Source organism: Bibersteinia trehalosi USDA-ARS-USMARC-188 (genome assembly GCF_000521725.1).
GTDB lineage: Bacteria > Pseudomonadota > Gammaproteobacteria > Enterobacterales > Pasteurellaceae > Bibersteinia > Bibersteinia trehalosi.
In genome coordinates, this window is sequence record NZ_CP006954.1 from 1,059,801 (window position 1) to 1,079,369 (window position 19,569).

General features: G+C 40.7%; 15 protein-coding genes. 9 read left to right on the forward strand and 6 right to left on the reverse strand.

Annotated features, from left to right (window positions below):
* Nucleotides 1-4: 4 nt before the first annotated feature.
* From F542_RS04950 to F542_RS04960, 3 genes are all read left to right on the forward strand, one after another.
* Nucleotides 5-466 (forward strand): hypothetical protein, encoded by a 462-nt coding sequence (locus F542_RS04950; RefSeq protein ID WP_025267018.1) that lies wholly within the window; start codon nucleotides 5-7, stop codon nucleotides 464-466.
* A gap of 165 nt (nucleotides 467-631) precedes the next feature.
* Nucleotides 632-859, forward strand: a complete 228-nt coding sequence (locus tag F542_RS04955) for a hypothetical protein (protein ID WP_015432613.1) — start codon at nucleotides 632-634, stop codon at nucleotides 857-859.
* Nucleotides 860-1,337: 478 nt separating this feature from the next.
* The gene (locus tag F542_RS04960; RefSeq protein WP_025267019.1) at nucleotides 1,338-2,546 is read left to right on the forward strand and encodes an aromatic amino acid transport family protein; all 1,209 of its coding nucleotides are present in this window, start codon (nucleotides 1,338-1,340) and stop codon (nucleotides 2,544-2,546) included.
* A gap of 93 nt (nucleotides 2,547-2,639) precedes the next feature.
* Here the strand turns inward: F542_RS04960 and F542_RS04965 are convergent, their stop codons facing one another.
* Nucleotides 2,640-4,703, reverse strand: a complete 2,064-nt coding sequence (locus tag F542_RS04965) for a transglycosylase SLT domain-containing protein (RefSeq protein ID WP_015432611.1) — start codon at nucleotides 4,701-4,703, stop codon at nucleotides 2,640-2,642.
* A gap of 94 nt (nucleotides 4,704-4,797) precedes the next feature.
* Complete coding sequence (hpt, locus tag F542_RS04970; RefSeq protein ID WP_025267020.1) at nucleotides 4,798-5,337, reverse strand: hypoxanthine phosphoribosyltransferase; 540 nt, start codon at nucleotides 5,335-5,337, stop codon at nucleotides 4,798-4,800.
* A 149-nt stretch (nucleotides 5,338-5,486) separates the two neighbouring features.
* Here hpt and asnS point away from each other — a divergent pair, with 149 nt between their 5' ends.
* Complete coding sequence (gene asnS, locus F542_RS04975) at nucleotides 5,487-6,890, forward strand: asparagine--tRNA ligase (RefSeq protein WP_025267021.1); 1,404 nt, start codon at nucleotides 5,487-5,489, stop codon at nucleotides 6,888-6,890.
* 63 nt (nucleotides 6,891-6,953) lie between these two features.
* Here asnS and F542_RS04980 read toward each other — a convergent pair whose 3' ends face one another.
* Nucleotides 6,954-10,106, reverse strand: coding sequence for a type I restriction endonuclease subunit R (locus F542_RS04980; RefSeq protein ID WP_015432608.1), 3,153 nt, complete (start codon nucleotides 10,104-10,106; stop codon nucleotides 6,954-6,956).
* Nucleotides 10,107-10,622: 516 nt separating this feature from the next.
* On the opposite strand from F542_RS04980, the gene F542_RS04985 reads away from it, so the two are divergent.
* Nucleotides 10,623-11,132, forward strand: a complete 510-nt coding sequence (locus tag F542_RS04985; RefSeq protein WP_015432607.1) for a transposase — start codon at nucleotides 10,623-10,625, stop codon at nucleotides 11,130-11,132.
* A 175-nt stretch (nucleotides 11,133-11,307) separates the two neighbouring features.
* On the opposite strand, the gene F542_RS10885 is transcribed toward F542_RS04985, so the two are convergent.
* The 3 genes from F542_RS10885 to F542_RS05000 all read right to left on the reverse strand — a co-directional run bounded on the left by F542_RS10885 (nucleotide 11,308) and on the right by F542_RS05000 (nucleotide 15,232).
* On the reverse strand, nucleotides 11,308-11,949 hold the full coding sequence (locus F542_RS10885; RefSeq protein ID WP_015432606.1) for an abortive infection family protein: 642 nt from the start codon (nucleotides 11,947-11,949) through the stop codon (nucleotides 11,308-11,310).
* Entirely contained in the window at nucleotides 11,946-13,271 is a 1,326-nt protein-coding gene (locus F542_RS04995; RefSeq protein ID WP_025267023.1) for a restriction endonuclease subunit S, read from the reverse strand. The genes F542_RS10885 and F542_RS04995 overlap by 4 nt, the downstream gene beginning before the upstream one ends.
* Nucleotides 13,272-13,438: 167 nt before the next feature.
* Nucleotides 13,439-15,232, reverse strand: coding sequence for a class I SAM-dependent DNA methyltransferase (locus tag F542_RS05000; protein ID WP_144084230.1), 1,794 nt, complete (start codon nucleotides 15,230-15,232; stop codon nucleotides 13,439-13,441).
* 129 nt (nucleotides 15,233-15,361) lie between these two features.
* On the opposite strand from F542_RS05000, the gene glmU reads away from it, so the two are divergent.
* The 4 genes from glmU (at nucleotide 15,362) to pyrH (ending at nucleotide 19,501) form a co-directional block, all read left to right on the forward strand.
* Nucleotides 15,362-16,726, forward strand: a complete 1,365-nt coding sequence (glmU, locus tag F542_RS05005) for a bifunctional UDP-N-acetylglucosamine diphosphorylase/glucosamine-1-phosphate N-acetyltransferase GlmU (RefSeq protein ID WP_025267024.1) — start codon at nucleotides 15,362-15,364, stop codon at nucleotides 16,724-16,726.
* 263 nt (nucleotides 16,727-16,989) lie between these two features.
* Entirely contained in the window at nucleotides 16,990-17,706 is a 717-nt protein-coding gene (gene rpsB / locus F542_RS05010) for a 30S ribosomal protein S2 (RefSeq protein WP_015432602.1), read from the forward strand.
* A 99-nt stretch (nucleotides 17,707-17,805) separates the two neighbouring features.
* Entirely contained in the window at nucleotides 17,806-18,657 is an 852-nt protein-coding gene (gene tsf / locus F542_RS05015; RefSeq protein ID WP_015432601.1) for a translation elongation factor Ts, read from the forward strand.
* Nucleotides 18,658-18,787: 130 nt separating this feature from the next.
* On the forward strand, nucleotides 18,788-19,501 hold the full coding sequence (gene pyrH, locus F542_RS05020; RefSeq protein WP_015432600.1) for a UMP kinase: 714 nt from the start codon (nucleotides 18,788-18,790) through the stop codon (nucleotides 19,499-19,501).
* The last annotated feature ends 68 nt before the right edge of the window (nucleotides 19,502-19,569 follow it).

The window sequence follows — 19,569 nt, forward strand, 5'->3', positions numbered from 1 at the left end:
TGCAATGAATATTGTAAGTAATAAGGCTCGTACATTTGGAATTGCATGGGATGAAGAATGTCAAATAGGAAGTTATAAATATGGTAAAGTGAAAATTATCATAGGACATAATATCTTTCCTAAAGAAGATGGGGGTAATTATACTTTGCAAACAGTTTTTTCAAATATGAAGGATTCGTTTTTAGAAAGATATTATCCCTCAGGGAAAACTAATGGTGAGTTCGGGGAGAAAGAGTTTGTTTTGGATAAGTGGAATAAATTAGAACTCAAAGATATATTTGTTATAGAGGTCTCAGAGCTTGGTGGATATTCACATGTTAATACATTGGAGCTGTGTATGGCTTATTCAGGAGACGAAGAACGACTATTTTATAGTTTTGATAATGGGGAAAGTTTTAATGAAATAAGATATCCTAAAGGAACTATAGAAGGAGTAATAAATTTATTGCCAGATTATTCCCCCTGATAGCACTAGCGTCCACGCTAGTACTATTTAATATGAATTACAAGCGGTTAATTATGCTAAGTATTTTGCAAATTTTGGTACGAGAGAGGACGCTAGTACCATCGGGGCATAGGCGAGATTGCGGAAAAGGCTTATCAGATTTACACGCATAGTGAACGTGAAAAAGTGACGGAAGCGAAGCTGGAGTTGGGCAAAGTGGAAACCCGTTTGAAAAATGAGGGTAAAACGAAAGAAGAAATCGCTCAACATCCTGAATATCAGCGATTAACACTTGACTTGAGTGATAAACAACAGGCTTATGATAAAAAGTTTGGAACAGGTAGCGATATTAAACGTGGTGTTGATGCACTGACGGCAGCCTTGCAAGGTTTAGCAGCGAAAGACGTAGGATAAGTCAGCCACTGGTAATAAATTACTTACTGGTGATGAAAACGCTCAGTTCTGTAACCATTGTTGCAGAATTGAGCGTTTTCTTTTTATATGCTGAGTTAAAGTGTTGAAATTATCTGCAAAAAGATAGGAAAGATATTTGGGACAGGTGTAGATATTATTTGCTTGGAAAGAATGCGTTACGTTAATACGAGAAATTTGAAAGTAGAGAGTTGTATAGTAAATGATAGTGTTTGGTCTTTAATATTAAAAAATACGTTTATTTATCAAATTGTTAGTTTTTAATTATGCTAATTTTTGGTGGAAATGAGGCAAGCGGATAGTTTTGCTCCTTTTTTGCAAAACCATTTTGAGGTGTTTTTTACCTAAGCTTTGCAAGAAAATTTACATCTTTGTATAAGAAAATTTCCAATGAAAATAATTGGTTACATTTATTTTTGTGCTGACTATAATGCCCGCCTTATACATTAAGGAGGCAGAAATGCGAAATAAATTATTAGGCAGTGCATTGATGATTGCAGGCACAACAATTGGCGCGGGTATGTTGGCAATGCCATTAACTTCAGCGGGTATTGGTTTTTCAATGACAGTTCTTTTATTAGTAGGGTTATGGCTTTTATTAACGTATACCGGCTTGCTTTTTATGGAGGTTTACCAAACAGCAAAGGTGCGTAATGTCGGTATAGCGACATTAGCTGAGCAGTATTTTGGGGTAATAGGGCGTATATTAGCTACATTCAGTTTGCTTGTTTTGTTATATGCGCTGCTCGCAGCATATATTACAGGAGGTGGTTCGTTACTATCTGGTGTATTGCCGTTTTCGGCGGATAGTCAAACAAACTTAACTTTAGGAATTTTATGTTTTACCTTGGTATTAGGTGCTGTTGTTGCGATAGGCATTAAAAGTGTTGATGGGCTCACTCGGATACTCTTTATTGGTAAAGTTGTCGCTTTTTTTGTTGTATTGCTGATGATGTTACCTAAAGCTAAGTTGGCCAATTTAAGCGCTATTCCGTTAGATAATTTATTAGTGATTTCGGCAGTGCCTATTTTCTTTACCTCTTTCGGTTTTCACGTGATTATGGGATCAATCAATGAATATCTTGAGGCAGATATTCGTAAAATCAGATTAGCGATTATTATTGGTACACTCATTCCCCTTAGCGCCTATTTATTGTGGCAGTTAGCAACACATGGCGTGCTTAGCCAAAATGAATTTGTTGCAGTGTTAAAACAAGATCCGACATTAAATGGATTGGTTAGCGCAACGGCACAAATTACAGGGAGTAATATGCTCGGCGAATTAGTACGCCTGTTTTCTGCTTTAGCGTTGATTACCTCATTTTTAGGGGTAGCAATGGGAATTTTTGAAGGTGTGGGTGATCTATTTAAGCGGCTTAATCTCTCTACAAATCGTATTTTCTTGACAATTTGTACTTTTATTCCACCTTTAGGTTTCGCACTATTTTATCCAAATGGATTTATTGCAGCGCTTGGTTATGCGGGGCTTCTATTTGCTTTTTATGGTTTGATTTTACCTATTGGCTTAGCTTGGAAAGCGCGTCAGCAACATCCGAATTTGCCCTATCGTGTTGCGGGGGGCAATATTGCGCTATTTTTAGCGCTAATTTTTGGGATTTTTATTATGTTGATCCCATTCTTACCGAATTTACCTTCAGTGGTTGGTTAGCATTCGCGTCATAACTTAACAAGCGGGTGGTTTTGCAAATTTTTCTGCAAAACCACCCGCTTGTTATTTTTTATTGTGCTTATTGGGATTAAGCTAATAGCGTTGTTGTTCGGCTTTAGTAAACATCTGCAATGGTTGTAAACCCTGTAACATTTGATAGTAATAATCATAAGCGAGCACATTTTGTACATAGCCTCGGGTTTCAAAGAATGGGATAGAGGCAATAAATTCATCCATTGCCAATTTTCCATTCGCTCTTGCTAACCAACGTTCAACTCGATGACTTCCTGCGTTATAAGCTGCTGCGATTAGAATGCGATTGTTGGGGTATTTCTCATTTAATTCAGCAAGATGAGTAGTGCCAAGCATAATATTGCGAAATGGCTGTAATAGATCTTGCTCTCCGCTAAATGGTAAACCATTATTTTTCGCCGTTTGCTTTGCAGTTGTGGGCAGCATTTGCATTAGCCCTAGAGCATTGGCATGCGATTTAGCTTGGAAATTCCAAGCACTTTCTTGGCGTGCAATTGCCATAGCAAAGCTTTTGCTGATTTTTTTATTCTTTAAATTGAGATCAAACCATTCGCTATAAGCATTTGGCAGGCGTAAATCAATATAATCCCATGCTTTGGCGATAATTGTGCCTTCTACGCTCAAATCAAACCAGTTTTGTTGTTGCGCATAGTGTGTTAAGGCAAGTTTTTCTGTAAAACTGACGGATTGTAGCAGATCTTGCCATGCCAATTTCGCTCGGTCGAAACGTTGTAACGCTCGGAGTTCTGCAACTCTGGCTAATTGGGATCGAAAGGCGATTAGCTGATTCTCATTGAGCATTGGCGCTTTTGGAAAATCAAATTGATAAGGTTTTCCCAGAGCATTTGCGGCAAGCATCGGATAAAAACCACGCTCTTGGCTTAATTTAGTTAGGCGCGTTGCTTTCTCAGGGCTGGTTTTGGCTATCCAATATTGCCATTCTTGCTTATTTTGTGCTTCCGGTGAGAGGAGAGCCAACCAAGGTTTTAAATCTGTTTTCTGCCAAATTGCCATACGAAGACGCCGCTCAAGCAGATTATCTGCTTTTAATTCAGCAAGTTGTGCATCGCGCCATTGCTGAAATGCTACGTTATCATTATCAAATGCACGACTGAGAAAAGCGATTTTCCATTGGCGAATATCATCAGCAGAGAGTTGGAATTTTTCTGCCCAAGTTTGGTAAATAGCCCAGTGATCCTGATTGATCTCTTCAGGCTGGCTTTTCACAAATGATGTAAATGCTTTGGTGATGATGGCTTGATTCCATGGGTCAAGCGCCTGATTTTCGGCAAAAGTTTGCAAACTGTTTGCATTGGTTCGTAGAAATTCAAGTTCTGTTAGCCATTGCTGCACATTTTCATCGGATGAGGGGATATCCGCCAGTGTTTGATTATGTTGAAAGTGAATAACAGCTTTATTTTTTATTTTTTCTACATTAAGAAAGCCTTGCTTTAGCCACTCTTGGGTTAATGAATTGCATTCTGGGGGTAATGTGGTATGAGTGTTTTGCCAAAAAAGATCAAACTCTTGCAACAGCTTTTTTTGTTCATATTTGAAGGATTCAGTATGCTCTGAATTGAATTGCTGATATTTGCTCTCGAATACAAGGCATTGATTTTTTAACCCTTCAGCAGGTGTGTTACCTGCATATTGCAATAATTCCTCTCGCTTTTGGTGTTCTGCATAAAGTGAGATAGGAAGTTGTGCTAATTTATTGCGTTTGGCTGTATTTGGATACTGTTTGCTGAAGGTCTGTATTTCTTGTACACGTGTTGCGAGGTTTTCAGGAGTAACCATAGCCAGTTTGGCGCGTAACAGAAGCCATTGTGTCTCTTCTTGCAAAGGATACTCTTCAGAAATTAATTGCGAAGCAAGCTTTATTAAGGGCTCGGAAACCATTTTTTGCTTAATTGCTGTATTTATTAGATTTTCTAACTGCAAGAAATTTTCACGTTGCAGCAAAAGAGTTTGTTGCTCATTCAACCATTGCTGTTTTAAGGCTAGAGGTTGCAGTTCGACATCTGCTGTTGTGCTCTCTGTGGGTGGCATGGTTGGTATGGTTGCTGGTGTAGCAAGTGCGAATGGAGAGAGAATAAATAAAGCGGGTAACGTTTTTTTCCACATATTGAGTCTTCTTGGTTACATTGAACGCGATTTAGTACATAAAAACCGCTTAGCGTTCCCACTAAGCGGTTCATTTTATACAAAATTTTGCTAATTATTCTTCAATAATAACTTGAGCGATATAGTCTAAATTACGGTAGCGTTGTGCATAATCGATGCCGTAACCCACTACAAATTCATCAGGAATTGCAAAGCCTGCCCATTGTACTGGTACATCAACTTCACGGCGAGAAGGTTTATCGAGCAAAGTACAAATAGAGACAGATTTTGCCCCCTTGAGGATTAACAACTCACGCACTTTATTTAAGGTAAAGCCGGTATCAATAATATCTTCAACCAGTAAGACATCTTTACCAAAGACTTCACCATCAAGATCTTTTAAGATCTTAACATCGCGACTAGATTCTATACCGCTGCCGTAACTAGAAGCTGTCATAAAATCGACTTCTAATGGCATATCAATTAAACGAACTAAATCTGCCATAAACATAAAAGAACCGCGTAATAATCCCACAACGACTAAATTTTCACACTGCAAATGCTGATAGTGTGCGTTAATTTGACTGGCAAGTTCTTGAGTACGAGAAAGGATGTCTTCACGAGAGATAAGCGTTTCTAAATGATGTTTTTTCATAGTGACCATTTTTAGGGAGGAACAAGGCTAAGATTTTAATTTATCCGTTAATTTTTGTAAATCTGCATTATCCGCTTATCAGCAAGGGCTTTTTCTTGTAGAATGCTTGGGTTTTTTGTTTGCAAAAATTCTAAATATCAGAGGTTTATATGTCTAAATTCCCATCAGTTTCGGAAATTCTTAGCGGTAAAATTGCCGTAGGAACCGAAGTCTCTGTGCGTGGTTGGGTGCGTACCCGCCGTGATTCAAAAGCGGGTCTTTCTTTCCTTGCCGTGTATGACGGTTCTTGTTTTGACCCAATCCAAGCAATTGTTAATAACGATATTGAAAACTACCAAAATGAAGTTTTACGTTTAACCGTAGGTTGCTCTGTTGTTGTTACTGGGGTGATTGTTGAATCGCCAGCAGAAGGACAAGTGGTTGAATTACAAGCAAAAAATGTCGAAGTAGTCGGTTGGGTAGAAGATCCAGATACTTACCCAATGGCAGCAAAACGCCACAGCATTGAATACTTACGTGAAGTGGCACACTTACGCCCACGCACGAACTTAATTGGTGCGGTTGCGCGTGTTCGCCACTGTTTAGCCCAAGCAATTCACCGCTTCTTCCACGAACAAGGCTTCTACTGGGTCGCAACCCCATTAATCACTGCGTCTGATACCGAAGGTGCAGGCGAAATGTTCCGTGTTTCAACATTGGATTTAGAAAATTTACCACGTGGTGAAAACGGTAAAGTGGATTTCAGCCAAGATTTCTTCGGACGAGAATCTTTCTTAACCGTATCAGGTCAGTTAAATGGCGAAACTTACGCTTGTGCATTAAGCAAAGTTTATACTTTTGGCCCAACATTCCGTGCAGAAAATTCAAACACTACTCGCCACTTAGCCGAGTTCTGGATGGTTGAGCCTGAATTTGCTTTCGCCGATTTAGCTGATAACGCTAAATTAGCCGAAGATATGCTCAAATATGTCTTTAAAGCGGTACTCGCAGAACGCCCAGATGATATGGCATTCTTTGCAAAACACATTGATAAAGACGTGATCAACCGCCTTGAAAACTTCATCAATTCGCCATTTGCCCAAGTGGATTACACCGATGCGATTGAGATTTTGCTCAAATCAGGCAAAAACTTTGAATTCCCAGTAGAGTGGGGTATTGATTTATCTTCTGAACATGAACGTTATTTAGCGGAAGAATACTTCAAATCACCAGTGGTGGTAAAAAACTATCCGAAAGATATTAAAGCGTTCTATATGCGTTTAAATGATGACGGCAAAACCGTTGCCGCAATGGACGTGTTAGCACCGGGAATTGGTGAAATCATCGGCGGTTCACAACGTGAAGAACGTTTAGATGTGCTGGATAAACGTATGGTTGAAATGGGCTTAAATCCAGAAGATTACTGGTGGTATCGTGATTTACGTAAATACGGCACTGTGCCACACTCGGGCTTCGGTTTAGGTTTTGAACGCTTGATCGTGTATGTCACTGGCTTACAAAACATTCGTGAAGTGATCCCATTCCCACGTTCGCCTCGTAATGCGAATTTCTAATTAACGATTGACAGGCGGTTATTTTTGCAATTTTTCTGACAAAAATAACCGCTTGTTTTTTTGTTATATGTCGTTTTCGCTCAATTCTCCGGCGATCTCTTCCGCTTGTTGCAACACAAACTCAATCGCTTCTGCCTGTAAATCGGGCGGGTATTTATAGCTACGCAGGGCAATGCGGATTAAGGTTCGCATTTTGGCACGCACCGAGTCTTTATATTGCCAATCTACGGTGACGGATTTGCGTAATTTATCGGTGATGTCTTTGGCAAGGTTCATCAATACCTCATCGCCCATTTCCCGCACCGCACTTTCATTGCGTGCCAAAGCATCATAAAACGCCATTTCCGCCGGGTTTAGTCCCAACGCTTCCCCTCGTTTTTGGCGAGCTTCAAACTCTTTGGCAAGTGCGATCAGCTCTTCTAAAATTTCCAATACGCTTAAATTGTGGTTGTGGTATTGGTTCATTGCCTCTTTGAGTTTCTGTTCAAATGCTTTTTTGGTGGCAAGATTGGCACCGCTTTGTTCACGCAGTTGTGCGGCAAGATAACGTTCCATTGCCGACAGCCACAAATCTTTGGTTGGGCTGTTTTTCACTGTTTCCAAAAACTCATCAGAAAGCAGGTTGATGTTTGGGCGGTCTTTTTTCAGCAAATCAAATAAATCCACCACACCGTCCGACTGTACCGCACGATTCATCAAGGCGGTAAGCTGCAACAAGCGGTCATTTTCGCTCGAAGAATTGCGAGGAGCGGTGCTGTTTTTGATAATGGTGGCACGCACTGCATCATAAAACGCCAATTCCTGTTTATAGGGTTCAACCGCTTTTAATGCTCCACACAAAGCATAGCCTTTTTTCGCCAAGCGTACCGACTGTAAAAAAGCGTTTTTGCGTGGGGTTTTGTCTTTGGCAGTGTTATCAGCCGGTTGAATGCGGTCTAGGGCAAGAATATGGTTGGCAGCCTGCAAAATCGTATTGAGTAGTTTAGGCGGTTCGCTGATTTGCAACATTTTGGCAATATCAACTGCTTGTCCGTCAATCGGCGTGGCAAATTGCCCACGAATGACCGTGATATGTTCCACCATTTTTTCCAGCACCGCTGAAATGTCCCGCACCGGCTTTTCTTTGCCGCCTGCGTTGGTGTACTGCTTCATCGCTTTTTCCAGCTCATCGGTCAAGCCCACATAATCCACAATCAAGCCGCCATTTTCACGGCTTTTATTGCGAAATACCCGATTTACCCGAGCGATTGCCTGCATCAGGTTGTGTCCGCTCATTGGTTTATCAATGTACATTGTGTTACAGCAGGGGGCATCAAACCCTGTCAGCCACATATCTCGCACAATCACGATTTTGAGCGGATCGTCTGGGTCTTTAAAGCGTTTTTCTAAGGTTTTTTTGTCCTGATTGTGTACTTGCCACTCGGCAGGGTCGCTGGCATTGCTTGTCATCACAATTTTAATGCTGCCTTGATGCACATCGTTTGAGTGCCATTCGGGGCGAAGGACGGTGATTTTGTCATAGAGTTTGACGCAAATGGCACGGCTCATCACCACAATCATCGCCTTGCCGTCTTGCTGTTTGGTACGCTCATCGTAATGGGCAATAATATCTTCCGCCATTTTTTGCAAACGGCTATCCACGCTGTGCAGTTTTTCACGCAGGCGGAAGTTATCGCTGTTTTCATCGTCATCAATAAGCTGCTGTGCCTCTTCCATCACTTTGGCAAATTCACGGCTTTCACCTAAGCTGATTTGGCGTGGCTCATAAATAATTGGCACAGTCGCCCCATCTTCCACCGCATCTTCAAAATCGTAAATTGAGACATATTTACCGAAGACTTCTTGGGTGTCTCTATCATCTAGGGCAATTGGCGTTCCTGTAAAGCCAATAAAAGAGGCATGAGGCAAAGCGCTTCTCAAATGCTTTGCATAGCCTTCTTTATATTGCCCCTTGTGGTCGATTTTTTGATTGAAGCCATATTGCGAACGGTGGGCTTCATCGGTAATCACAATGATGTTTTCCCGCTCGTTTAGCACAGGGTGGGCAAGCTCACCCTCCATTAAGCCGAATTTTTGAATGGTGGTAAAAATCACACCGCCTGCTGAACGACTGGCAAGGGCAGAGCGGAGTTCGTCTCGCCCATCGGCTTGGATTGGCGTTTGTTTGAGCAATGCCTCACCACCGCAAAAAGTGGCGTAAAGCTGACCGTCCAAATCGTTGCGGTCGGTTACCAACACCAAAGTTGGATTTTTCAGGCTGCTTTGGCTTAATACTTTACCTGCATAAAACAGCATCGAAAGCGATTTGCCCGAACCTTGCGTATGCCAAAACACACCGATTTTGCGGTTGCCTGTGGCGGCAAGCAAGGTGCAATCCACCGCTTCATTCACGCCATAAAACTGATGATACGCCCCGATTTTCTTAATTAAGCGGTTTTTGCCGTCTCGTTCAAACACCACAAAATTCTGCACATAATCCAGCAGATTTTGCGGTGTCATTACGCCTTGCAGCAGGGCAGTGAGTTCATCTTCAAACACAATGCGTTTGCTCTGATTTTTTTCATCAACCACACGCCAAGGGGTAAAACGGTCTAAATCGGCGGTCAGCGAACCGATACGAGCGACAATGCCGTCTGAAATCACAAGTGCCTGATTAAACACAAACAAATCAGAAATTTCATCTTTATAGGTTTGCAGTTGGGCAAACGCCTTGCCAATGTCGGCATTTTCTTTGAGCGGATTTTTCAGCTCAAATACCACCAGCGGCAAGCCATTAACAAAGCCAATCAAATCAGGAATGCGTTTGCCTTTTTTACCGCCAATATCCAGCTGATTGACAATACGAAAATCGTTGTTTTCCGGACGCTGAAAATCAATCAGCTGCACCACCTCAGACACCTGCTCACCGTCCAACTGATAAGTGATTTTCACCCCATTTCTCAGCCAATCATAAGCCTGACGGTTACGCTCCGCCAAATCGCCACTTTCCGCACGGCACACCTGTGCCACCACATTTTCCACCTCATAAGCGGGCAAATTCGGGTTGAATTTTGCAATCGCTTGTGCCAAAAGCGGCTTTAAAATCACCTCAGCGGCTCGCTCCCGCCATTCGTGTTCTAAACCTGCCAAAATCGTTTTGCCGTAGGTGTAGTCCCAGCCCAAAGATTGCAAAGTCGCAATGGCGGATTGTTCAATGGTGTTTTCGTTGATCAGCATAGTGTGTCCTTGTTTTTTATTTTTGCGATCTGGATCGAAAAAATAACAACCCAGTCGGATTTTGTATCTGTAATTTGTTAAATTTAAAATGGCACATCATTCTCGTTATGATGTTAGGATTTATATTATTATGGGGGTATGACATACGCTCCTACGCACTAGCGTTATTATTGCTCAAATATAAATTAAAATTCCGATTGTAGGGGCGTACGTCGTACACCCAAGCGGAACATTATTTACGTTTATCCGTTGGGATTTATGTTATTGAGGGCGTATGCAATACGCCCCTACGTACGAGCATTATTCTTGCTTAAATATAAATTAAAACTCCAATTGTAGGCGTACGTCGTACGCCCAAACGGAACATTATTCACATTTTTCTATTGGGATTTATATTGTTATGGGCGTATGCAATACGCCCCTACGCACTAGCGTTATTATTGCTCAAATATAAATTAAAATCCCGATTGTAGGGGCGTACTGCGTACGCCCATCACAATATCAATGTGAGAAAATATGAAATCAAATAGGAAATCTATTCGTGTAAAATGGGATAATTACCAAAATGGGTCATATTTCATTACTATTTGCACCTATCATAAACGACATTATTTTGGTGAAATTTCTAATGCTGAAATGATGCTGTCATTACTAGGCAATAAATTAAATGATATTATTGCTGACACTATTCATATCCGAAAATCCCAATTTATCGAAATCCCCATTTACACCATAATGCCAAACCACCTTCATTTGATTATCACATTAAATACTGATTTTGATATTTCCCAGCATTATTTCCAATCCAATACCCACAATATCGGTTCGATTGTTCGTGGTATAAAATCCGCATTAACCTCATTTGCCAGACAACATAATTTGGATTTTGCGTGGCAACGTGGTTATCACGACCGCATAATCCGTAACCAAAAAGAATTTGAACATATTTACCAATATATTGAAAACAATGTCATAAATTGGCAACAGGATTGTTTTTATCCTGATAATCCCAATCCGAAATTTTAATTTATATTTTTGCGGGCGTATGATATACGCCACTACGTACGAGCATTATTTTGGTTTAGATGTAAATTAAAATACCGAAGGAACATTATTTTTGCTCAAATATAAATCAAAACATCGATTGTAGGGGCGTACGTCGTACGCCCATGTGTAAATTTCAAAGTTTTTTATTTTTTACTCACAATGTTTCAAGCAATCTATCTTGTTTTGAAGAAATATATTCATTATGTAATTCTTTATATGCTTCAATATCTTGGTCAAACAAGGCCCTTGAATAGGAAATTTTATATCCTGTATTAAATTCACTATATTCCTCATCTATTTCTTCATTAAATTCTGCATAATCATCATATCTAATTCTTTGTCCTTTCCTATAATCATCAGTAACAATATAAAAATGTAAAATAAATCCAAGGATTGCATTGGTTGTATGAATGACAAATAAAGCTAAATCAGACGAAGGGTTACAATGCTCAATATCTTGTCCGTGGCTGGCGAAGCCGCATTGATTTCTAATTTCGGCAATATAATGTAAAACGCTGTTCAATCTTTTTGATAATTCCTTGATATGCTTGGCATCAGGGTGTAAATCTACATTTAAATTATTTAGTGTGCTAGAAACTAAATTGGGAAAATTATCTGTAATTTTATTTCCTTTATCTTTGAGAATAGTTTTACATACTCCTTCTATAAGTGTCTTACACAGCTCAATGCTAAAAACAGGGTTTGAATAAACATTAGAAATAATATTTTCAACATGCCTATTATAAGCACCAAAACTGGGTGCTTTATCTATGGAGCTTAAAATCCATTTCATCATAAGTGGATTTCTCCACTTAATAATTTGGGTAAGAGCAGGTCTCGGGTTTGGGCTAGGATTTGATTTTCTTCAATATTGTTTCTAAATTTTAAATAAATTGATTTTAAAAAACAGTCAAAAATAATATTAATTTTATTGTTGGCTTTTAGGAATGGTATTCTATTCATATTTGCTTGATTTAATTTCATTTGAACTGCACCAGTTACATAAGCAGATATATTTTCTGTTCTAATGAATGTCATTAAATGTTCAGTTGATATACCATTTTTACCTTGTAAAACATGAGCATGATTATTTACCCAAGATTTACCCCAAATATATTGGATAAATGGGGTGCCATCTTCTCTTAGAACAGAACCATCTTCACCAACTAACAAATAAATATCATCAAAAATGGCTTCATTAACATAATCCATTATTGATGTTGCTCCATAGTAGGGAATTGTTCCCTTTTTTTCTTCTCTCTGTTTTTTGGATAAAGGAATACGTTTTCTATCAAAGCATTCTGAAACCTCTCCAAATGTTGTTATTTCCCACCCCTTCGGAACTTCGCCAAATTGTTCATTTTCCACAAGCTCACTTGGGAAGGCTTCGGCGATTTGCCAAAGCGCTTTGTATTCGGTGTCGTTTAACTCGCTGGTGTCTTTGCCACAAATCACCGACATTGCCGCAAGGTTGGCTTCGTGTTCGCTTTTGCCTTCGCTTAGGGCGGCTGCTTTGGCACGCACAGGGTCAAAATTCACAAACCAGCTTTTGAATATCGCCTGTGCAATGGCTTCTAGGGTTTGGTTGGTTTGGGTGTTGAGGTGGATTTTGTCGTCATATTTACCTAAAATATAGGCAATTTTCTTTTGATTTTCTAAACTTGGTAAGTGGAATTCATATTTTTCTAAATCTCCAATTTTCATATTCAACTGAACAGACGTACCACGAGATATACCATCGATATAGTCTGTAAAATGCTTTGATTTAAAAACATAATACATAAATTGTGGATATGCTTTTTCTTTATCTAATCTAATTCTAGCTAATCCATTATTGAAAACGGCAGGGATGTTTTCTTTTACTAAATAGCAAATTCCTGTAGAACAAGTTCTTGCCATAATAATATCATCAGTAATTAGTTGAAACTTTTCGAAATCTTTTTTTATAACTTCGGTATATCCCCATTTTTCAAAAGACTTGCATTGTGAAATATCTTGTATTCTTAAACATCTAATATCTGTTTTCTTTTCAATAATAGGGGCTCTGCGAATAGCATCCAATCCAGTGTTTATACTTATTGTTAATTCTTGTAATGTACATTTATTTCTATCAGCCATTTTCCTCTCCAAATTTGCAATTTTCTGTTAATTTTCCACCGCTTGTGATTTGATGATGAATGTAGGGGCGTACGTCGTACGCCCGAATGGAACATTATTCATATCAAATCTAGGCATTTATATCGTTGTGGGCGTATGACATACGCCCCTACGCACGAGCATTATTTTTATTCTGTTGCTAACTCAAACCCCAATTCCGCTAAATTCTTGCGGATTTGCTGTTCCAATTCCCGCCCCTGTTTAAATTGTTCATTTAAACAAGCGGTCAATTCCTGCATTTTTTCTGCAAATGGCACGCCGTCATCTTCTTCTTGTACCGCACCGACATATCGCCCTGCGGTCAGCACAAAATCGTTTTTGGCGATTTCGTCCAGCGTGGCGGAATAACAAAATGCAGGGATATTTTCGTAGCTGTTCTGTTTTTGCCAGTTGTGGTAGGTATCGCTGATTTTGGCGATGTCATCAACGGTGAAATCACGCAAGACACGGTCTTTCATATAGCCGATTTGGGTGGCGTTGATAAACAGTACTTCGCCTTTGCGTGCTTTGGCTTTGTTGATAATCCAAATGCAGGCAGGGATTTGGGTGTTGGTGAATAGCTGATTGGGCAGGGCAATCATCGCTTCGACAAGGTCGGCTTGCACGATGTTTTTGCGAATGTCGCCTTCGCCTGAGGTCTGGCTGCTCATTGAGCCGTTGGCGAGCAGGAGTGCCATTTTGCCTTTGGGGGAGAGGTGGTAAATCATATGTTGCAGCCACGCAAAGTTGGCATTGCCTTGCGGCGGTGTGCCGTATGCCCAGCGTGGGTCATTTGCAAGGCTTTCATTCCACCACTCTTTTTGGTTAAAGGGCGGATTTGCCATCACAACATCCATTTTTTTGTCGATGTGCAAAGGGGTTAGCAGGGTATCTTCGGGCTTGTCGCCAAAGTCAAAGGGAATACCACGAATCGCCATATTCATCACCGCCAGTTTGCGAGTGGTGGAGTTGGATTCTTGCCCATAAACGGAAATGGCGTTGCGGTTGCCGGCGTGAGCCTGAATAAAGCGGTCGGCTTGGACAAAAAATCCGCCGCTGCCCATTGCCGGATCGTAAATCCGCCCTGAATAGGGTTCGAGCATTTCAACAATTAAGGTAACAATAGATTTGGGTGTGAAGTATTGACCGCCTTTTTTGCCTTCGGCAAGGGCAAATTGTCCAAGAAAGTATTCGTAGACGTGTCCCAAAATGTCTTTGGCTTGCAGATGCACGGGTTCGCCATTGTGCATCGGCTGGGTGAAATTGGTGCGTGAAAACAGGTCAATTAAGCCGGTGAGCATTTCATCAGGCACGCCAAAGCCGGCAATGCGTTGGAGTACGCCTTTGAGTTTTGGATTTTCTCGTTCTATGGCTTCAAAGGCATCATCAATCAAGCGGCTGACACCTTTAAATTTGTCTCCCCAAGGCAGCTCATCGCCAAGATTAAGTTTGCTTAATGATTTGATGTTGTCCCAGCGAGCTTGCTCTGGCACCCAGAAGATGTTTTCGGCGGCGTAGTAATCCCTCTGTTCCAGCTCTTCGGCGAGAATTTGGCTAAATTCTTGTTCGTCAAATAGTGCAGGGTCAAGATAGAGTTCGTTTTCGGGCGTGGTGAGTTGGGTTCTTAGCTTATCTTGAAAATCGGTAAAGCTGTCGGAGATGTATTTTAAGAAGATAAAGCCGAGAACGATGTGTTTGTAATTGGCGGCATCTAGGTTTTTACGCAGTTTGTCGGCGGCTGTCCAGAGGGTTTGGTCAAGATCGTTTAAAAAGGCTTGACTTGTGGCAGCGTTGAGATCAGGCTGTGCTGTGCTGTGCTGTGCTGTGCTGTGCTGTGCTGTGCTGTGCTGTGCTGTGCTGTGCTGTGCTGTGCTGTGCTGTGCTGTGCTGTGCTGTGCTGTGCTGTGCTGTGCTGTGCTGTGCTGTGCTGTGCTGTTTGGCATTTTAGACTCCTTAGATTGAAAGGGCAGAGTATAGCAATTTTAGATTATTTAAGGAATGTTGGCGTTTAATCCTCAACAAAAATCGGTTAAAATACGCCGATTTTTTATGTGATAAAACAAGGATTTTCTATGACTCAACTGAGTGTGGTAATTTTAGCTGCGGGTAAAGGCACGCGTATGTATTCTGATTTGCCAAAGGTGTTGCACCCTGTAGCAGGTAAACCGATGGTAAAACACGTGATTGATACGGCTAAACAGCTTTCGGCAAAACAAATTCATTTAATTTATGGACATTGTGCGGAATTATTACAAACTCGTCTTGCTGATGAGCCAGTAAATTGGGTTCATCAAGCAGAGCAATTAGGCACAGGTCATGCAATGCAACAAGCAGCACCGTTTTTTGCAGATGATGAAAATATCTTAATGCTATATGGCGATGCACCGTTGATTACCCCTGAAACCTTAGAAAAATTAATTGCGGCAAAACCTGAAAATGGTATTGGTTTATTAACCGTTGTGTTAGATAACCCAACAGGTTATGGACGTATTATTCGTGAAAATGGCTCTGTAGTCGGGATTGTGGAACAGAAAGATGCCAATCCTGAACAGCTTAAAATTCAAGAAGTGAACACGGGCGTGATGGTCGCAAGCGGGGCGAGCTTTAAAAAATGGCTTGCTCAATTAGACAATAACAATGCACAGGGTGAATACTACATCACCGATGTCATTGCAATGGCAAACCGTGATGGCTTTAAAGTTCAAGCGGTGCAAGCAACCGATTTAATGGAAGTAGAGGGGGCGAATAACCGTCTGCAACTTTCGGCACTTGAACGTTACTACCAGAAAAAACAAGCAGAAAGATTGATGCTGGCAGGGGTAACGATTATTGATCCTAGCCGTTTTGATTTGCGTGGTACGGTTTCACACGGCAAAGATGTGGAAATTGATGTGAACGTGATTTTAGAAGGTTCGGTCAAACTCGGTAACAATGTGAAAATTGGGGCAGGTTCTGTGCTGAAAAATTGTGAAATTGGTGATGGTGTGGAGATCAAACCTTACTCGGTGATTGAAGATACCGTGATTGGTAAAGCCGCAAAAATCGGGCCGTTCTCACGCCTTCGTCCAGGGACAAACCTTGCAGCACATACTCATGTTGGCAACTTTGTAGAAATCAAAAATGCTACAGTAGGCGATGGCTCGAAAGTAAACCATTTAACTTATATTGGTGATGCGGAAATTGGTAAAAATACCAATATTGGGGCAGGGACAATAACCTGTAACTATGATGGTGCTAACAAATTTAAAACCATTATCGGGGATAATGTGTTTGTTGGGTCTGACAGTCAATTAGTTGCTCCTGTAAAAATCGCAGATGGTGCAACTATCGGTGCAGGTGCAACCATTACGAAAGATGTGGCGGAAAATGAATTGGTGATTACCCGTGTGCCACAGCGTCATATCGCAGGTTGGCAACGTCCGGTGAAGAAAAAATAACATGAGCGGGGGACTTGCAGAAAATTAGCCAAAACAGACCGCTTGTAATAAAAAAATGTTTGTGATTTGGCTATTTTCTGATAGAATCCGCCCGTTTTTGTGCACCTTAAGTTCGCAAAAACATTTTTTATGTTATTAACCCAAAATCACACACATATCAGCCACTTTTAATCAGGGTGCTAGCGATAGTCGATTAAAAGGATATGTGGAGGCAAAACCCATCTAAGCGTTAGCTTAGAAAACAACAGAAAGGAAAATTTCTTATGGCACAAGTATCTATGCGCGATATGCTTAATGCAGGCGTTCACTTCGGTCACCAAACTCGTTATTGGAATCCAAAAATGAAACCATTCATTTTCGGTGCGCGTAACGGTGTTCATATCATCAACTTAGAAAAAACTTTACCATTATTCAATGAAGCATTAGCAGAATTAACTCGTATCGCTGCTAACAATGGTAAAATTCTTTTCGTTGGTACTAAACGTGCCGCAGGTGATGCCGTTAAAGCAGCTGCTGTAGAGAGCCAACAATTCTACGTGAACCACCGTTGGTTAGGTGGTATGCTGACTAACTGGAAAACAGTTCGTCAATCAATCAAACGCTTAAAAGACTTAGAAGCTCAAACTCAAGACGGTACTTTCGATAAAATTACTAAGAAAGAAGCATTAATGCGTACCCGTGAGTTAGAAAAATTAGAGTTAAGCTTAGGCGGTATCAAAGATATGAACGGTTTGCCAGATGCGATCTTCGTTATCGGTGCAGACTACGAGCATATCGCTGTTAAAGAAGCGAACAACTTAGGTATTCCTGTATTTGCTATCGTGGATACTAACGCAAGCCCAGATGGCGTAAACTACGTTATTCCAGGTAACGATGATGCAGCTCGTGCGATCCAACTTTACTTAGATGCAGCGGTTGCAGCAATCAAAGAAGGTCGTGGTCAAGAAGCTGAAGTTGCAGCAGAAGCGGCAGCTGAATAATCATTAATTTAAGGCACGCCCTTAAAACACATCCTAAACGGTGAAGCAGGGGCGAAATTCCCCTGCTTTTCTTTATCTATACTTAAGAGGAATTTTAAAATGGCTGAAATCACAGCATCATTAGTGAAAGAACTGCGTGAACGTACTGGCGCAGGTATGATGGAATGTAAAAAAGCGTTAGTAGAAGCAAATGGTGATATCGAATTAGCAATCGATAACATGCGTAAATCTGGTCAAGCAAAAGCAGCGAAAAAAGCAGGTAATGTGGCAGCTGAAGGTGTCATTCTTGCGCGTATTGCAAACGGTTTTGGTGTATTAGTTGAAATGAACTGCCAAACTGACTTCGTTGCAAAAGATGCTGGTTTCGTTGGTCTTGCAAATGAAGTTGCAGACTATGCTGCTGCAAATAAAGACATCTCTATCGAAGCATTAGCAGCACAATTTGAAGAAAAACGTGTTGCATTAGTAGCAAAAATCGGTGAGAACATGAACATTCGCCGTGTTCAATACTTAGAAGGTAACGTAATTGCACAATACTTACACGGTGCGAAAATCGGTGTATTAGTAGCAGGTGAAGGTTCTGAAGAAGAGCTGAAAAAAGTTGCAATGCACGTTGCTGCAAGCAAACCAGAATTCGTAAACCCAGAAGATGTTTCTGCTGAAGTGGTTGAGAAAGAGCGTCAAATCCAAATTGATATTGCAATGAACTCTGGTAAACCAAAAGAAATCGCAGAGAAAATGGTTGAAGGTCGTATGAAGAAATTCACTGGCGAAGTTTCATTAACTGGTCAGCCATTCGTAATGGATCCATCTGTTTCTGTAGGTGATTTCTTAAAATCAGTAAACACTTCTGTTTCTAACTTCATTCGTTTAGAAGTCGGTGAAGGTATCGAGAAGAAAGAAGAAGATTTCGCAGCAGAAGTTGCAAAAATCACTGGCGGTAACGCTTAATTCTTCTAAAAAGGCGGAGATTTCCGCCTTTTTTATGGTTAGAAATTTAATCACAAGCGGTGTGTTTTCAAGGAAATTTTGCAAACCGCTTTTTATTAGGTTTCCATGTGATAATAAAAGAGGTATTCAGATGTCAGCTCCAATCTATAAACGTATTTTATTAAAACTTAGTGGTGAGGCACTGCAAGGTGAAGAGGGTTTCGGTATTGATCCATCTATTTTGGATCGTATGGCGTTAGAAATTAAAGAATTGATTGAAATGGGCGTAGAGGTCGGTGTTGTGCTTGGTGGCGGTAACTTATTCCGTGGTGCAAAATTAGCAAAAGCAGGTATGAATCGTGTTGTTGGTGACCACATGGGGATGCTTGCAACGGTAATGAACGGCTTAGCAATGCGTGACTCTTTATTCCGTGCTGATGTCAATGCAAAATTAATGTCTGCTTTCCAATTAAATGGTATTTGTGATACCTACAACTGGTCTGAAGCGATCAAAATGTTGCGTGAAAAACGTGTGGTAATTTTCTCTGCGGGTACTGGTAGCCCATTCTTTACGACTGATTCTGCAGCTTGTTTACGTGGTATTGAAATTGAAGCCGATGTGGTATTAAAAGCGACTAAAGTGGATGGTGTATATGATAAAGATCCAGCGAAAAATCCAGATGCGGTATTATACAAAGCATTGAGCTATGAGGAAGTTATTGATAAAGAGCTTCAAGTGATGGATTTAGCAGCCTTTACTCTTGCACGTGACCATGGTATGCCGATTCGCGTATTTAATATGGGAAAAGCTGGGGCATTAAAACAGGTGATTACCGGTACGGAAGAAGGTACGACTATTTCTTAATGGTTAGTTATAACTACCAAGGCGGTTTTTTAACCGCCTTTTGTTTTTTGTAAACAAAAGTTTCCAAT

Coding starts and splice junctions, on each gene's coding strand:
- F542_RS04995 (WP_025267023.1), bottom strand. CDS start 13,271: ATGGCTGATAGAAATAAATGTACATTACAAGAATTAACAATAAGTATA.
- F542_RS04960 (WP_025267019.1), top strand. CDS start 1,338: ATGCGAAATAAATTATTAGGCAGTGCATTGATGATTGCAGGCACAACA.
- F542_RS04985 (WP_015432607.1), top strand. CDS start 10,623: ATGAAATCAAATAGGAAATCTATTCGTGTAAAATGGGATAATTACCAA.
- hpt (WP_025267020.1), bottom strand. CDS start 5,337: ATGAAAAAACATCATTTAGAAACGCTTATCTCTCGTGAAGACATCCTT.
- F542_RS04980 (WP_015432608.1), bottom strand. CDS start 10,106: ATGCTGATCAACGAAAACACCATTGAACAATCCGCCATTGCGACTTTG.
- tsf (WP_015432601.1), top strand. CDS start 17,806: ATGGCTGAAATCACAGCATCATTAGTGAAAGAACTGCGTGAACGTACT.
- asnS (WP_025267021.1), top strand. CDS start 5,487: ATGTCTAAATTCCCATCAGTTTCGGAAATTCTTAGCGGTAAAATTGCC.
- F542_RS10885 (WP_015432606.1), bottom strand. CDS start 11,949: ATGATGAAATGGATTTTAAGCTCCATAGATAAAGCACCCAGTTTTGGT.
- F542_RS04965 (WP_015432611.1), bottom strand. CDS start 4,703: ATGTGGAAAAAAACGTTACCCGCTTTATTTATTCTCTCTCCATTCGCA.
- pyrH (WP_015432600.1), top strand. CDS start 18,788: ATGTCAGCTCCAATCTATAAACGTATTTTATTAAAACTTAGTGGTGAG.
- F542_RS04950 (WP_025267018.1), top strand. CDS start 5: ATGAATATTGTAAGTAATAAGGCTCGTACATTTGGAATTGCATGGGAT.
- glmU (WP_025267024.1), top strand. CDS start 15,362: ATGACTCAACTGAGTGTGGTAATTTTAGCTGCGGGTAAAGGCACGCGT.
- rpsB (WP_015432602.1), top strand. CDS start 16,990: ATGGCACAAGTATCTATGCGCGATATGCTTAATGCAGGCGTTCACTTC.
- F542_RS05000 (WP_144084230.1), bottom strand. CDS start 15,232: ATGCCAAACAGCACAGCACAGCACAGCACAGCACAGCACAGCACAGCA.